This window comes from Collimonas sp. GW821-FHT02H07, from assembly GCF_059421505.1.
In genome coordinates, this window is record NZ_JBWKVC010000004.1 from 301325 (window position 1) to 315517 (window position 14193).

General features: G+C 61.2%; 11 protein-coding genes. 5 read left to right on the forward strand and 6 right to left on the reverse strand.

Annotation, left to right across the window (positions count from 1 at the left end; translation table 11 throughout):
• Nucleotides 1-47: 47 nt before the first annotated feature.
• The 6 genes from AC07V8_RS09330 to AC07V8_RS09355 all read right to left on the reverse strand — a co-directional run bounded on the left by AC07V8_RS09330 (nucleotide 48) and on the right by AC07V8_RS09355 (nucleotide 7499).
• On the reverse strand, nucleotides 48-1490 hold the full coding sequence (locus AC07V8_RS09330) for a TolC family protein (protein WP_494678087.1): 1443 nt from the start codon (nucleotides 1488-1490) through the stop codon (nucleotides 48-50).
• A complete protein-coding gene (locus tag AC07V8_RS09335) occupies nucleotides 1487-3643 on the reverse strand; it encodes a peptidase domain-containing ABC transporter (RefSeq protein WP_494678086.1) in 2157 nt (718 codons plus the stop codon). Before AC07V8_RS09335 ends, AC07V8_RS09330 begins: the two co-directional genes overlap by 4 nt.
• On the reverse strand, nucleotides 3640-4896 hold the full coding sequence (locus AC07V8_RS09340; RefSeq protein ID WP_494678085.1) for an HlyD family secretion protein: 1257 nt from the start codon (nucleotides 4894-4896) through the stop codon (nucleotides 3640-3642). The genes AC07V8_RS09335 and AC07V8_RS09340 overlap by 4 nt, the downstream gene beginning before the upstream one ends.
• 565 nt (nucleotides 4897-5461) lie before the next feature.
• Nucleotides 5462-5770, reverse strand: coding sequence for a hypothetical protein (locus AC07V8_RS09345; protein ID WP_494678084.1), 309 nt, complete (start codon nucleotides 5768-5770; stop codon nucleotides 5462-5464).
• A gap of 142 nt (nucleotides 5771-5912) precedes the next feature.
• Nucleotides 5913-6437 (reverse strand): glycine zipper 2TM domain-containing protein, encoded by a 525-nt coding sequence (locus AC07V8_RS09350; RefSeq protein WP_494678083.1) that lies wholly within the window; start codon nucleotides 6435-6437, stop codon nucleotides 5913-5915.
• A gap of 153 nt (nucleotides 6438-6590) precedes the next feature.
• A complete protein-coding gene (locus AC07V8_RS09355; protein WP_098493819.1) occupies nucleotides 6591-7499 on the reverse strand; it encodes a LysR family transcriptional regulator in 909 nt (302 codons plus the stop codon).
• Between the two features lie 231 nt (nucleotides 7500-7730).
• On the opposite strand from AC07V8_RS09355, the gene gcl reads away from it, so the two are divergent.
• The 5 genes from gcl to pyk all read left to right on the forward strand — a co-directional run bounded on the left by gcl (nucleotide 7731) and on the right by pyk (nucleotide 14152).
• A complete protein-coding gene (gene gcl / locus AC07V8_RS09360; RefSeq protein WP_494678082.1) occupies nucleotides 7731-9506 on the forward strand; it encodes a glyoxylate carboligase in 1776 nt (591 codons plus the stop codon).
• 17 nt (nucleotides 9507-9523) lie between these two features.
• A complete protein-coding gene (hyi, locus tag AC07V8_RS09365) occupies nucleotides 9524-10303 on the forward strand; it encodes a hydroxypyruvate isomerase (protein WP_494678081.1) in 780 nt (259 codons plus the stop codon).
• A gap of 41 nt (nucleotides 10304-10344) precedes the next feature.
• The gene (gene glxR, locus AC07V8_RS09370) at nucleotides 10345-11232 is read left to right on the forward strand and encodes a 2-hydroxy-3-oxopropionate reductase (RefSeq protein ID WP_494678080.1); all 888 of its coding nucleotides are present in this window, start codon (nucleotides 10345-10347) and stop codon (nucleotides 11230-11232) included.
• A gap of 107 nt (nucleotides 11233-11339) precedes the next feature.
• Nucleotides 11340-12617 (forward strand): glycerate kinase type-2 family protein, encoded by a 1278-nt coding sequence (locus tag AC07V8_RS09375; RefSeq protein ID WP_494678079.1) that lies wholly within the window; start codon nucleotides 11340-11342, stop codon nucleotides 12615-12617.
• Between the two features lie 113 nt (nucleotides 12618-12730).
• Nucleotides 12731-14152 carry a pyruvate kinase gene (pyk, locus tag AC07V8_RS09380; RefSeq protein WP_494678078.1) on the forward strand — a complete coding sequence of 474 codons (1422 nt, stop codon included), beginning with the start codon at nucleotides 12731-12733 and terminating at the stop codon, nucleotides 14150-14152.
• The last annotated feature ends 41 nt before the right edge of the window (nucleotides 14153-14193 follow it).

The window sequence follows — 14193 nt, forward strand, 5'->3', positions numbered from 1 at the left end:
AAGAATAAAAAGGCCCGCGCAAGCGGGTCTTTTTGTTTTCAGCATCGTTAAATCCCATCCATTCGCAATTGTCCCAGGCTTGCCGCCAGCCGTAGTCTTGCGGTTTGCCAGTTGCTCAACGCAAGAATGCGCTGCTGCTGCGCGCTGGCCAGGTCGCTTTGGGCTTTCAGTAATTCAAGAATATTTCCCACGCCGGCCTTGTAGCGTCCTTGCGCAACCTCGAAGGATTGTCGGGCGCTGTGCAGAAGAATGTCGGTGGTGTGCAGGTTTTCGGTTTCGGTGCGCAGCGCCTGGTCGCTTTTCCATACTTCCAGCATCACCTGCTGCTCGACATTCTCCAGATCGGCCTGCTTGCTCTCGGCCTGAGCTTGCGCGCCGCGCACCTTGTATTTGCGGCTGAAGCCATCGAACAAGGGGATGCTGATCTGCAGGCCGATGCTGCGGCTGGCGATGGTTTGCTTGGACGATACCTGGTTGATCGGCGTGTCGTTGCGATCGCCCGTGGCGAACAGCGACAGCGTCGGTCTCCCCTCGGCGCGGGCGGCGTCGACTTGCGCCTGCGCCGATTTCAATTGCGCTTGCGCCGCCAGGATCTTTGGATGGGTCCGCGCGGCATCGGCGATCAGGTCGTCGACGGATTGCTGAAACAGCGGCGCATCGGCGACTTGCTGGTTCAGGTCGGCCAGCGTCAACGGCGTATTCGGCCTCCAACCCATGGCGATGGCCAGGCTGCCAAGCGCGCTCTGCAAGTCGCCTGCCGCTTGCGCCCGTTTCAGGCTCGCCTGAGCGTAAGAGGTCTGGGCTTGCAATTTGTCTGCCAGAGTCCCTGCGCCGGCAGCATGTTTGGCTTCGCTAGCCTTGAAACTGCGCTCGGCAGCTTGTTCGGCATCCATGGTCGCCGTCAGCATGGCTTGCGCCGCCTGCGCTTGGTAAAAGGCTTGCACGGTATTTAAAAACACCGTTTGCAGCGTATCGTCCTGGGTCGCGCTGGCGGAGTTCAGCAGCTGTCGCGCATTTTCCAGGTTGGCGGCGCGCAGGCCGAAGTCGTACAGCACCCAGCTCAGATTCAGGTTGACGTCGCTGCTGTGGGTCTTGAGCGAGGAATCGGCCTGCGGAAAGTCGGGGTAGGTAGTGCGATTGTCGGTCTTGCTCCAGCTGCCGCCTGCGTTCAAGCTTGGCAAATAGGCAGCGCGGCCTACGCCCACGGCTGCCGCTTGCACTTTGACATTGGCCCAGGCCTGACGGGTTTGCGGATTGCGGCATAGCGCGCGCTCAACCGCGTCCAGCAGGGTCAGCGGACTGGGCAGCTGTGCGCTGAAGCCGCAGTTGCCGGCCAGGAGCGCTGTTGCGGGGGTGTTCGTGACATCGTTCGCTGTCCGCAAGGGATCGGCCCAGATGGAGTCCGCGCGGCTCGGCGCGGAGACCATCAAAGTCAGCGCCAGCAGCGGCCATATCCTGCGGCGCGCGCCATGTTTTACCGCAGCCCTCATGCCGGTGCTTCTTCCGCCGGTACAGCGGCATCCTGGGCCGGCAAGCGCAGATCATCGATCACTTTGCCGCCCGCCAGGACAATGGCGCGGTCCGCGCTGCCGATGGTTTCGGGCCGGTGCGCGACGATCACGCGGGTAATGTTCATCGATTTTATCGCGTTGTTGACCAGATGTTCGCACTCGATATCGAGGTGGCTGGTGGCCTCGTCCAGAAACAGGATCTGCGGCCGCTTGTAGAGCGCACGGGCCAGCAGCACCCGTTGTTTCTGGCCGCCCGAAAGGATGGTGCCCATATCGCCCACCAGCGTGTTGTAACCCATCGGCATGGCCGCGATATCCTGGTGGATCGCGGCCAGGCGCGCGCATTCCGCGATCCAGGCATGATCGGCCAGAGGATCGAAGAAGCTGATGTTATCGGACAGCGAGCCGGCGAACAGCACGTCGTCCTGCAGCACGGTGCCGACCATGCGGCGCAAGGTATCCAGGCCAACGTGGCCGACGCTCTGGCCGCCGATCAGCACCTCGCCCTGGGTCGGCGCCAGGATCCCCAGCAGGATATTGACCAGCGTCGTCTTGCCGCCGCCGGAGGGACCGACGATGGCAACCGATTCGCCGGCAGCGATATGGAAAGACACCTCGTCCAGCACATAGGGCTCCTGTTCGGCATAACGGAAACGCAAGCCGCGCACTTCCAGCGACGGCGTCAAAGGTCCATCCTGTCCGTCGGCGAGGCCGCCATGCGTGGTTTCCGGCTGCTGCAGTACGATGTCGGCCAGCCGTTCGCCTTGCAGCTGCAGCATCTTGACCTCGACGAACTTGTCGATCAATGAACTGACGCGGTTGTCGAACTGACCCTTGTAGGCATTGAACGCCATCAGCACGCCAACCGTAAAATTGCCGTCCATGACCAGCCTGGCGCCGAGCCAGATGACCAGGATGTTTTCGATGCCGAACAGCACGCCGTTGAGCGATTTGTAGAGCAAGCTGAGTTTTTGCGTGCGCAGGTCGGCATTGATCTGGTCCACCAGCAAGCTCAGCCAGCTGGCGCGGCGCTCGTCCTGGCGCTGGAACAGCTTGATGGTCTTGACGCCGCGGATGGTTTCAAGGAAATGCGTTTGCTGTTTGGCGGCATGGATGATCTGTTCTTCCGTTGCGTGCCGCAGCGGTGCAAACCAGGCCCAGCGCCCCAGGCCGTACAAGGCCATGGCGCCAATCGCAATCCAGGCTAGCGTCGGACTATAGATGAACATCAGCACCAGCGTGACGACCGTCATCACTCCGTCCAGGATCGCTTCCAGGAACGATGTCGTCAGCGTGTGCTGGATGATGCCGACCGAACCGAAGCGCGACACCACATCACCCAGATGGCGTTTTTCAAAATAGGCAACCGGCAGCCGCAGCAGATGAGTGAATACATTGGCTTGCCATTGCACGTTCAAGGTCGTGCTCATGTACATCAGCACCCAGCTGCGGGTAATGTTGATTGCTTGTTGCATCAGCATCAGCAGGCCGAAACCCAGCGCCAGGGTGGTCAGCAGATCGCGGTCGGCGGAGACCAGCACATTGTCGATCACCCATTGCAGGAAGAACGGACTGACCACGGCAAAGACTTCCAGCGCCAGCGACAGCAGCAGGATCTGGCTGAAGGAACGATACAGGCCGGTGACGCGGCCCAGCAAGGCGCGCAGGCGCACCGTCTGCTTTTCCTCCGCCGGCTTGAAGCCGGGATTCGGCCACAGTTCGAGCGCCACGCCGGTAAAGGATTTAGCCACTTCCTCCATAGGCAGTTTGCGGATGCCGACAGCCGGATCGTAGACCGTCGCCGAACGCGGGCCGACTTCCTGCAGCACCACGAAATGATTCAGGTTCCAGTGCAGGATGCAGGGCAGCTTGAGCTGGGGCAGGTCCTCCAGGTCAAGTTTAAGCGGCCGCGTCGCCAGTTCCAGTTGACCGGCGATCGCGATCAGGTCGCGCAAGGTGGAGCCCTTGAGCGAGACCGGAAAGCGGCGCCGCAGCGTGGCCAGGTCGGTGCGATAGCCATGATAGCCAGCCACCATTCCCAGGCAGGCGAGGCCGCATTCCGTTGCCTCGGTTTGCAGCATCAGCGGCAGGGTCGGCTGGAAGCCGAAGGAGAGTCGATTGAGCATGGTCAAAGCTTGCCGGTCAGGCTGTAGAGAGGTTCCAGCACCCATTCATAGAGGCGGAGTTTTTCTTGCTGGACATCGGCCTCCAGCAGCATGCCGGCTTGCAGCGCCTGCGGTTTGCCGTAGGCGAGGACTTGTTGCGACGCCAGCCTGACGTTGATGCGGTACATGGGCTCGCTGTTGCTGCTGCCCGCCGGAGCGCCGATGGTGTTCAGTTCATTGTTAGGCAAGGCGGTCTTCGCCACCGATTCCACCACGCCTTTCTGGTGGCCGAATTTCTGGTAAGGATAGGCTTGGTAGCGGATCAGCACCTGATCGCCAGGGCGTATGAAGCCGATCGCACGGCTAGGCGCATACAGTTCGGCGCGCAGCGTGGCGCCGGCCGGCACGATGCTCACCAGGGGCCGGTTGCCGTCGACCGCCTGGCCGGCGTCGGCGATCACGGCGGTGGCGATGCCGGCTTCCGGCGCCGTAACAACGATGCGGCGCTTGGCTTCGCTTTCGGTCAGTTCCTGGCCGGTGCTGGTGAGGGTGCGGTCAATCTGCGCCAGCTGGTTCTGCTGCTTCAGGGAGAGGCCGCTCAGTTCGGTCTGTTGCGCCGATAAATCGCGTCCGACGCTGATACGGTCGCGCTCCAGGCTTTGCTGACGGTTCTTTTGATCGAGCAGGTCTTCCTGCTTTTGCTGGAATTGCTCTTTGGAGATGTAATCTTGCTGCAGCAACCCTTGGTAGCGCTGCAAGGTTTCCTGGGCCAGCTTGACACGATCCTGCTGGCCCGCAATCTGGTTATCCAGCTTGGCCAGCTCGTTGCCGAGCGCGGCGATTTTATTGTTCAGGCCGCTGCGTTCTTCCTGCTGCAACAGCCGTGTCTTTTGCATTTCGTCGCGCAGGCTGGCCTGGCGCTGCTCGACCTGGCTGCTGATGGCGGCCTGGGTCGCGCCCAAGGTGCTGCTCTGGCGCTCGCTGGAGAGCACATACAGCACTTCGCCGGACTTGACCTGCTGGCCTTCCTTGACGTGCTGCTCGATGACGATGCCGGTTTGCGGCGGATAAACCTTGATCAGGCCGGTATTCGGAAGCAACTGGCCGCTGACGGTGCTGTGCTTGGTGTAGCTGCCCACGGCCAGGAAAGCGCAGATGATAGTCGCCAGCACCACGGCGAAGGTGGTCAGGAAGGTGAACGAAAGCGGGCGGACCAGGACGATGTCGCCCAGCCATTTGGTCTGCTGGGCGGCTACAGCCTGTGCGCGGAATAAACTCATGATGTCTTTGAAATGACAAAAAACACGGCAACCGGCTGCCGTGTTTTTTGTCGGGAAATCGACCCGTTTTTAGGCTGGTTGCGGCGGTGTTGGAGGTGTTGGCGGTGTCGGCGGCGTTGGCTTGTTGCAGCTCGGCTTGCTTGGCATGCAGTTCTTGAAGAAGCTGCTGAAGCAAGACGAGAAGAACCTGCTGAAAAACAGACAGCAGCCGCCGCTTACCTGATCGATTTCCTGTGCTGATAATTGCTGAATTGCCATATTTTCTCCCTTTGGATTAAAAAACAGCTGGCGGCGAAGTCCGGCTGCGGTTCGTCGCCAGTGAAATCCGGCACATGCCGAAAATTACATAAAAAAACATTAATTAATTATCGTATTGATATTATTGTTTTGCATTCAATGCGAATGCAATCCATTAATTTCAAATATAACAATAATTAACATTTTCTTTTTGGAATGTAAAATGGATTTGGAGTACCCAGGGGAGAGCAGCGACGAGGCTTGCGGATGTTGGCGGCAATAAAAAAGGCCGCGTGAGCGACCTGTGATTTTCCTGGGGAGCGGCTGTCTAGCGATGCGCGCCCATTGTCATTTCGCGTGCGCGCTGCATGTCCCGGTCAAAATTGACGCGGGCTTCGCGTTTGCAATCGGCAGCTTCGCGTCCACGCATGGCGCGGCAATCGTTCAGGGCCTGGGCATAGGCATTGGTATTTTCTTTTTTCATGCTGGCAAAGCGCGCTTGCGGCGTCCGGTCCGGTACGCTCCAGCGTGGCGGATCCCGGTACTGGACATTTTCTTCCGCCGCATTGACGTGCAGCGCGAAAGCATTCGCGGCGATAAGAAAAGCCAGCGACAGAGGTTTAATGTGCATTTTCATGATGCCTCCTGGTGTTGTTGCATTCAGCAAGATGCGGAATGTGAACGTACTGATAGGACCAATGAAATCTACTACCCGGTTGAGCCGGCGACGCCTCTGGAACGCCGCCAGTCTTCAGGTGCTGCCCGAAAAAACGGATGCGTCAATAGCGCGAAATCTGGCCGTTGTCGACGCGTACCCGGTCGCCCACGCGCAGATCGCCGGGATTGCTGACGCTGATGGTCTGGTAGCCGTTGTTGTTCATGCGTACGCGCACATTGTAGGAAGTGGAGCCCGGGCTATTGCGCGCTTCCAGCTGGTTGCCCACTACCGCGCCGCCAACCACGCCGGCGATGGTGGCCAGGGTATTGCCGTTGCCGTGGCCGACCTGGTGGCCGACCACGCCGCCCAGCACGCCGCCGACGACCGCGCCGCCTATGCCTTGGCTAGGCGTGTTGACAACATCGATAGCATCGACCACGCCATAGTTGCTGTTATTGTTTTGCTGGTAACCGCCTTGCTGGTAACCCGGATAAGCTTGCGGAGGCGGATTGCTATAACCTTGATTGCCATAGCCCTGGTTGCCATAACCTTGTCCGCCATACGGCGCGGCGCAGCCGCCGAGCAGCAGCGTGCCGCCGATGGCTGCAGCCAGCATGGCTTGTTGAGTTGTTTTGCGGATTGTCATAGCTGCCTCATGATGTTGGTTGATATATTCAGTGTAGTACTTCGCAGCTGCGGTGCATGCGCGATTCACCACACTAAAACGATCTTGCAGCCGGCCCGGTTGACCAGCGCGCCATGAGCAAGGCGGATTGTTACGGAACTTACATTTCAGCAATCAACCCTTGCTCCAGTAATCCGGCTGCGCATAAATCGATTTCAGGCGGTCGATGAAGAAACGCACTTTGGCCGGCAGGTGCCGCTGCTGCGGATAGACCGCCATGATGTCGTAATGCGGCAAGGCGAATTCATCCAGCACCGTCAGCAGTTCGCCCGAGGCCAGCTGCGATTCGATTTCCCAGGTCGAACGCCAGCCCAGGCCAAGTCCCTCGCTGACCCAGCGGTGCAGCAGTTCGCCGTCATTGCAGTCGAGGTTGCCGGCAGTCTTGATGATCACGGGCTTGCCGCCTTGCTGGAAATACCAGCCGCGCTGCTGGCCGCCTTGCAGGTTGAAGGACAGGCAGTTGTGCTTGGCGATGTCTTCCAGCGTGCGCGGGATGCCGTTGCGATGAAAATATTCCGGCGTGCCGCACACCACGCGGCGGTTGCTGGCCAGCTTCACCGCGACGAAATTCGGATCGATGGCGCCGCCGATGCGGATGCTGATGTCATAGCCTTCGCGCACCAGGTCGACCACGCGGTCGGTCAGGTTGAACGAGATCTGCACTTCCGGATTGGTGGCGATAAAGGCCGGCGCATGCGGCGCCACGTGCTTGCGGCCGAAAGCGGCCGGCGCCGACACCACCAGATGGCCGGTAGCCTTGTGGCGGCCTTCGGAGATGATTTTTTCGGCAATATCCAGCTCGGTCAGCAGCTTGCGGCAATGATCGAGGAAGACCGTGCCTTGCTCGGTCAGGGTCAGGTGGCGGGTGGTGCGGTGCATCAGCTTGGTGCCGAGCCGCTTTTCCAGCGCGTCGATGCGCCGCCCCAGCATCACGGGGGTAATGTTCTGCTCCAGCGCCGCTCCCGCCAGGCTGCCTTTTTCGACCACGCTGACGAAGGCTTCTATCTGTTTGAGTTTGTCCATGTCTCTTCCGGCTCGCTGATCTGTATTCCGCTGTATTCTGTTTTTTTCCTTAGTATTCCATACTTGACGTATCGAATAAAGCGATTGTTTGTGTTCTTATCAAACAATATGTTTGGTTATAGGATGTGTCTCATCCACTCGGCAGTCTCCATACCAGCCCTTGAAACGGGGCAAATCCGGAGCGGTCCGCAGGCAGTGGCAATAATTCACATTCTGTAATCCGGAGGCAACATGGCAAAGATGAAGGCAGTTGACGCAGTAATGCACGTATTGGCGAAAGAGGGCTGTGTGCAAGCCTTTGGCGTGCCAGGCGCCGCAATTAACCCGTTCTACTCGGCCATGAAACGGCACGGCGGCATCGAGCACGTGCTGGCGCGCCACGTTGAAGGCGCATCGCACATGGCGGAAGGCTACACCCGCGCCAACCCGGGCAACATCGGCATTTGCATCGGCACCTCCGGCCCGGCCGGCACCGACATGATCACCGGCTTGTACTCGGCCCAGGCGGATTCGATTCCTATCCTCTGCATTACCGGCCAGGCGCCGCGCGCCCGTCTGTACAAGGAAGATTTCCAGGCTGTCGATATCGAAGCTATCGCCAAGCCGGTCACCAAGTGGGCGGTCACCGTGCGCGAGCCGGCCTTGCTGCCGCGCGTGTTCCAGCAGGCTTTCCATGTCATGCGTTCCGGCCGTCCAGGCCCGGTCTTGATCGACATGCCGTTCGATGTGCAGATGGCCGAGATCGAATTCGATCCGGACACCTACGAACCTTTGCCAGTCTACAAACCGGCGGCTTCGCGCGCCCAGATCGAAAAAGCATTGACCATGCTGAATGAAGCAGAGCGTCCGTTGCTGACCATCGGCGGCGGCGTCATCAATGCCGATGCGGCCGGCCTCGCGGTTGAATTCGCCGAACTGACCGGCGTGCCGGTGATCCCGACCCTGATGGCATGGGGTGCGATCCCTGACGATCATCCGCAAATGGCGGGCATGGTCGGTTTGCAGACCAGCCACCGCTACGGCAATGCCACCATGCTGGCGTCCGACTTCGTGCTCGGCATCGGCAACCGCTGGGCCAACCGCCACACCGGCTCGGTTGAAGTATTCACCAAAGGCCGCAAGTTCGTCCACGTCGATATCGAGCCGACCCAGATCGGCCGCGTGTTCGGTCCGGACTACGGCATCGTCTCCGACGCCAAGGCAGCCTTGAAGCTGTTCGTCGAAGTCGCCAAGGAATTGAAAGCCGCCGGCAAGCTGCCGGACCGTTCGCAATGGCTGGGCGAGTGCCAGGAGCGCAAGCGCACCATGCAGCGCCGTACCCACTTCGAAAACGTGCCGGTCAAGCCGCAGCGCGTGTACGAAGAAATGAACCGCGCTTTCGGCCGCGACACCTGCTACGTCAGCACCATCGGATTGTCGCAGATCGCCGCCGCGCAATTCCTGCACGTGTACCACGCGCGTCACTGGATCAACTGCGGCCAGGCCGGTCCTCTGGGCTGGACCATTTCGGCGGCGCTGGGCGTCTGCGTGGCCGATCCGAAACGCGAAGTGGTGGCGATCTCGGGCGACTACGACTTCCAGTTCATGATCGAAGAGCTGGCGGTAGGCGCGCAGTTCAACCTGCCTTACCTGCACGTGGTGGTGAACAACTCCTACCTCGGCCTGATCCGTCAGGCGCAGCGCGGCTTCGAAATGGATTACTGCGTGCAGCTGGCGTTTGAAAACGTCAATGCGCCGGAACTCAACGGCTACGGCGTCGACCATGTCGCAGTCGTCGAAGGCTTGGGTTGCAAGGCGATCCGCGTCACCGATCCGAACGGCATCCAGGATGCCTTCGCCCAGGCCAAGCGCTTGATGAAGGAATTCCGCGTGCCGGTGGTGGTGGAAATCATCCTGGAGCGTGTCACCAACGTTTCCATGGGCACCGAGATCGACGCCATCAACGAGTTCGAAGAACTGGCGACCAGCCGCGGCCACGCACCGACCGCCATATCCTTGCTTGACTGATTTTGGAGAGAGACGACATGACAAAATTAGCCGCCAACCTGACCATGCTGTTCACCGAGCTGCCGTTCCTGGAACGCTTCGATGCAGCAGCCAAGGCCGGTTTCAAGGGAGTCGAATTCCTGTTCCCGTATGCTTTCCGCGCCGAACAGATCGCCGACAAGCTGGCCACCAACGGCCTGGAACTGGTCTTGCATAATCTGCCGGCGGGCAACTGGGAAGCCGGCGAGCGCGGCATCGCCTGCCACCCGGACCGCGTCAGCGAATTCCAGCAAGGCGTCGACGATGCGATCCGCTACGCCAAGGTGCTGAACGTCAAGCAGCTGAACTGCCTGGTCGGCATCGTGCCGGTCGGCGTCAGCAGCGAGCTGGCGCAGGCCACCGTGGTCAGCAACCTGAAATTTGCCGCAGACAAGCTGCAGGCTGCCGGCATCCGCTTGCTGATCGAACCGATCAACAGCTTCGACATCCCGGGCTTCTTCCTGACCGGCACCAAGCAGGCGCTGGACCTGATCAAGGCGGCCGGCTCCGGCAATCTGTTCGTGCAGTACGACATCTATCACATGCAAAGAATGGAAGGCGAGCTGGCCAACACGATCAAGGCCAACCTGGCGCAGATCAAGCATGTGCAGCTGGCGGACAATCCGGGCCGTTTCGAGCCGGGCACAGGCGAAATCAATTACCGCTATCTGTTCAAGTTCCTGGAAGAGATCGGCTACGACGGCTGGATCGGCTGCGAGTACAAGCCGAAGGCCGGCACGGTGGAAGGCCTTGGCTGGCGCGCAGCGCACGGCCTGTAAATTCCGCGCATAACTCTTTTCAATAATTACGGAGAAATATCATGGCAAAAGTTGGCTTTATCGGACTCGGCATCATGGGCGCCCCCATGGCGGAAAACCTGCAGCGCGGCGGTCACAAGCTGTACCTGCATGACCAGAAGAATCCCCCGGCAGCATTGATCGACGGCGGCGCCACGGTCTGCACTTCCGGCGCCGAAGTCGCCAAGCGCGCCGACATCGTCATCGTCATGGTGCCGGACACGCCGCACGTGGAAGCCGTCCTGTTCGGCGAAAAGGGCGTGGCCGAAGGCCTGACAGCCGGCAAGACCGTGATCGACATGAGCTCGATCTCGCCGATCGCCACCAAGGGTTTCGCCAAGAAGATCAACGCCCTGGGTTGCGAATACCTGGATGCGCCGGTCTCCGGCGGCGAAGTCGGCGCCAAGGCCGCTTCGCTGACCATCATGGTGGGCGGCTCGGAAGGCGCGTTCAACGACGCCAAGCCTTTGTTTGAACTGATGGGCAAGAACATCACGCTGGTCGGCGGCAACGGCGACGGCCAGACTACCAAGGTGGCTAACCAGATCATCGTCGCGCTGAACATCCAGGCGGTTGCAGAAGCGCTGCTGTTTGCATCCAAGGCCGGCGCCGATCCTGCCCGCGTGCGGCAGGCGCTGATGGGCGGCTTTGCTGCTTCCCGCATCCTGGAAGTGCATGGCGAACGCATGGTCAAGCGTACCTTCAATCCGGGCTTCCGCATCGAACTGCACCAGAAAGATCTGAACCTGGCCTTGCAAGGCGCCAAGGCGCTGGGCGTATCGCTGCCGAACACGGCCGCGGTGCAAGAATTGATGAACTCCTGCGCCGCCAACGGCCTGAGCGGGCTCGATCACTCGGCGCTGTGCCGCGCGGTCGAAATCATGTCCAACCACGAAATCGCCAAGGTGTAAGATATCGCGCAGGGTGGCCACGTCGTGTCCATCCTGCGTTGCTGATGTAGCATAAAATAAATACAAAATTCCAGAGACACCCGCTTCATAGATCAAGGCATAACAGCATGACTACCCTCAAGCCCCGCCAGCTCCTCCTCGACATGTACCAGGCCGCGGTCGACGCCGTCAGCGCCGCCAAATGCCTGCCCGAATACCTGGCCAGGATCCCGGCGCCGTCCGGCAAGGGCCGCACACTGGTGATCGGCGCCGGCAAAGGCGCGGCGGCCATGGCCAAGACAGTGGAAGAGCATTGGCAAGGCGAGCTGTCCGGGCTGGTGGTGACGCGCTATGAACATGGCGCCGACTGCAAGCGCATCGAGGTAGTGGAAGCTTCGCATCCGGTGCCCGACGAAGCCGGCCGCAAGGCTGCCGCGCGCATGCTGGACATGGTGCAGGGCCTGACTGCCGACGACCTGGTGATCTGCCTGATATCGGGCGGCGGCTCGGCCCTGCTGGCGTTGCCGGCAGAGGGCATTACGCTGGAACAGAAGCAGGCGATCAACAAGGCCTTGCTCAGAAGCGGCGCCACCATTTTTGAAATGAATTGCGTGCGCAAGCACCTGTCTGCGATCAAGGGCGGCCGCCTGGCGCTGGCTTGCGCGCCGGCGCGGGTGGTGACGCTGATGATTTCCGATATCCCGGGCGACGATCCTGGCATCATCGCCAGCGGCCCGACCCTGGCCGATCCGACCACTTGCGCGGACGCCCTGGCGGTGCTGCGCAAATACAATATTGACACGCCGGACGCCATCCTCAAGCACCTGGAATCCGGCGCCGGCGAAAGCGCCAAGCCGGGCGACCCGCGCCTGGAACGCAACCAGCATTATGTAATCGCCACCGCTCAGGACGCATTGGACGCGGCGGCAGCCACCGTGAGCGCAGCTGGCCTGACGCCCTACATCCTGTCCGACGAGATGGAAGGCGAGGCGCGCGACATCGGCCTGGCGCATGCCGCGCTGGCGCGCCAGATCGCCCGCCGCGGACAACCGTTCAGCAAGCCCTGCGTGGTGATTTCAGGCGGTGAAACCACCGTCACCGTGCGCGGCAAGGGCCGCGGCGGCCGCAATGCCGAATTCCTGCTGAGCCTGGCCATCGCGCTCGACGGCTTCCCGGATATCCACGCAATCGCCTGCGATACCGACGGCATCGACGGCTCCGAAGACAACGCCGGCGCCATCTACCAGCCGGATTCGATGCGCAAGGCGGCGGAGCTGGGATTGCGTCCGCGCGCCATGCTCGACAACAACGACGGCTACGGTTTCTTCAGCGCGCTGGGCGACCTGGTGGTCAGCGGACCGACGCGCACCAACGTCAACGATTTTCGCGCCATCGTGATTCTCTGATACAGCAGCGCTCCGCAGCACTCTCTCAATAATCGAAAACCTGCGTCGGCCGCCACTCCTGGCCGGCGCGGTGAGCCTCTTTTCGCCTTGCCGACATCTACAGAAAGCACATCATGCGCCGCCAACGTAAAGCAAAAATCGTCGCCACGCTCGGTCCTGCCAGCGCCGACCAGAGCACCATCCAGGCCTTGTTCGAAGCAGGCGCCGACGTCTTCCGTTTCAATTTCAGCCATGGCAGCCACGCCGATCACCAGCAGCGCTACGAGATCGTCCGCGCGGTGGAAAAGGCAGTCGGCCGGCCGATCGCCATCCTGGCCGACCTGCAAGGTCCGAAGCTGCGCATCGGCCAGTTCGCCGACGGCAAGATCGAATTGCACGCCGGCCAGGAATTCACGCTCGACCGCGACACGACGCCAGGCAACAGCCAGCGCGTCTGTCTGCCGCATGCGGAACTGTTTGAAGTGATCGCCGGCGGCCAGGCTTTGCTGCTGGACGACGGCAAGGTGCGGCTGGAAGTGCAGTCCTGCGACGGCCAGTCTATCCGCACCCGGGTGGTCAACAGCGGCACGTTGTCGGACCGCAAAGGCGTCAACGTGCCGGATGCGGTGCTGCCGATCCCGGCGCTGACTGAGAAAGACAAGCGCGACCTGAAATTTGCGCTGGAACTGGGCGTCGACTGGATTGCGCTGTCCTTTGTGCAGCGGCCGGAAGACGTGCTGGAAGCGCGCGCCCTGATCGGCGACCGCGCCAGCATCCTGTCGAAGCTGGAAAAGCCGGCAGCGCTGGAACAGCTGGACGCGATCGTCCAGGTCTCCGACGCCATCATGGTGGCGCGCGGCGATCTCGGCGTGGAATTGCCGCCTGAGCGCGTGCCGGGCGTGCAAAAGCGCATCCTGCGCGTCTGCCGCCAGCATGGCAAGCCGATCGTGATCGCCACCCAGATGCTGGAATCGATGATCACCTCGCCGGTGCCGACCCGCGCTGAAGCCTCCGACGTCGCCAGCGCCATCTACGACGGCGCCGATGCGGTGATGCTGTCGGCCGAATCGGCCAGCGGCGCTTATCCGCTCCCCGCCGTGTCGATCATGGACCGCATCATCACCGAAGTCGAGCGCGACCCGCTGTACCAGAACATGCTGGATGCACAGCACGAGACCCCGCTGCCCAACCGCGGCGACGCCATCTGCTCGGCGCTGCGCGACGTCACCCGCATCATCGGCGCCAAGGTCACCGTGACTTACACCAGCTCCGGCCACACCAGCCTGCGCGCCGCGCGCGAACGGCCGATGGCGCCCATCCTCAGCATCACGCCGAAGCTGGCGACCGCACGCCGGCTGGCGCTGGTGTGGGGTGTGCATTCCACCATCAGCGAGCAGGTGCATAACGAGAGCGAAATGGTGACGGCCGCTTGCCAGACCGCCTTCAAGGAAGGCTTCGCCAAGGTCGGCGACCAGATCGCAATCACCGCCGGCATGCCGTTCGGCCAGCCGGGCAGTACCAATCTGTTGCGCCTGGCGGAAATCTGGGCGCAGTAAATCTGCAAGCCGCACCCGTGTAAAGCGACCGGAAGATATCC

What these genes read in the sequence shown, in the direction of transcription:
- gcl (WP_494678082.1), top strand. Translation starts at nt 7,731, where the DNA reads ATGGCAAAGATGAAGGCAGTTGACGCAGTAATGCACGTATTGGCGAAA.
- AC07V8_RS09340 (WP_494678085.1), bottom strand. Translation starts at nt 4,896, where the DNA reads ATGAGTTTATTCCGCGCACAGGCTGTAGCCGCCCAGCAGACCAAATGG.
- hyi (WP_494678081.1), top strand. Translation starts at nt 9,524, where the DNA reads ATGACAAAATTAGCCGCCAACCTGACCATGCTGTTCACCGAGCTGCCG.
- AC07V8_RS09350 (WP_494678083.1), bottom strand. Translation starts at nt 6,437, where the DNA reads ATGACAATCCGCAAAACAACTCAACAAGCCATGCTGGCTGCAGCCATC.
- pyk (WP_494678078.1), top strand. Translation starts at nt 12,731, where the DNA reads ATGCGCCGCCAACGTAAAGCAAAAATCGTCGCCACGCTCGGTCCTGCC.
- AC07V8_RS09345 (WP_494678084.1), bottom strand. Translation starts at nt 5,770, where the DNA reads ATGAAAATGCACATTAAACCTCTGTCGCTGGCTTTTCTTATCGCCGCG.
- AC07V8_RS09375 (WP_494678079.1), top strand. Translation starts at nt 11,340, where the DNA reads ATGACTACCCTCAAGCCCCGCCAGCTCCTCCTCGACATGTACCAGGCC.
- AC07V8_RS09330 (WP_494678087.1), bottom strand. Translation starts at nt 1,490, where the DNA reads ATGAGGGCTGCGGTAAAACATGGCGCGCGCCGCAGGATATGGCCGCTG.
- AC07V8_RS09355 (WP_098493819.1), bottom strand. Translation starts at nt 7,499, where the DNA reads ATGGACAAACTCAAACAGATAGAAGCCTTCGTCAGCGTGGTCGAAAAA.
- glxR (WP_494678080.1), top strand. Translation starts at nt 10,345, where the DNA reads ATGGCAAAAGTTGGCTTTATCGGACTCGGCATCATGGGCGCCCCCATG.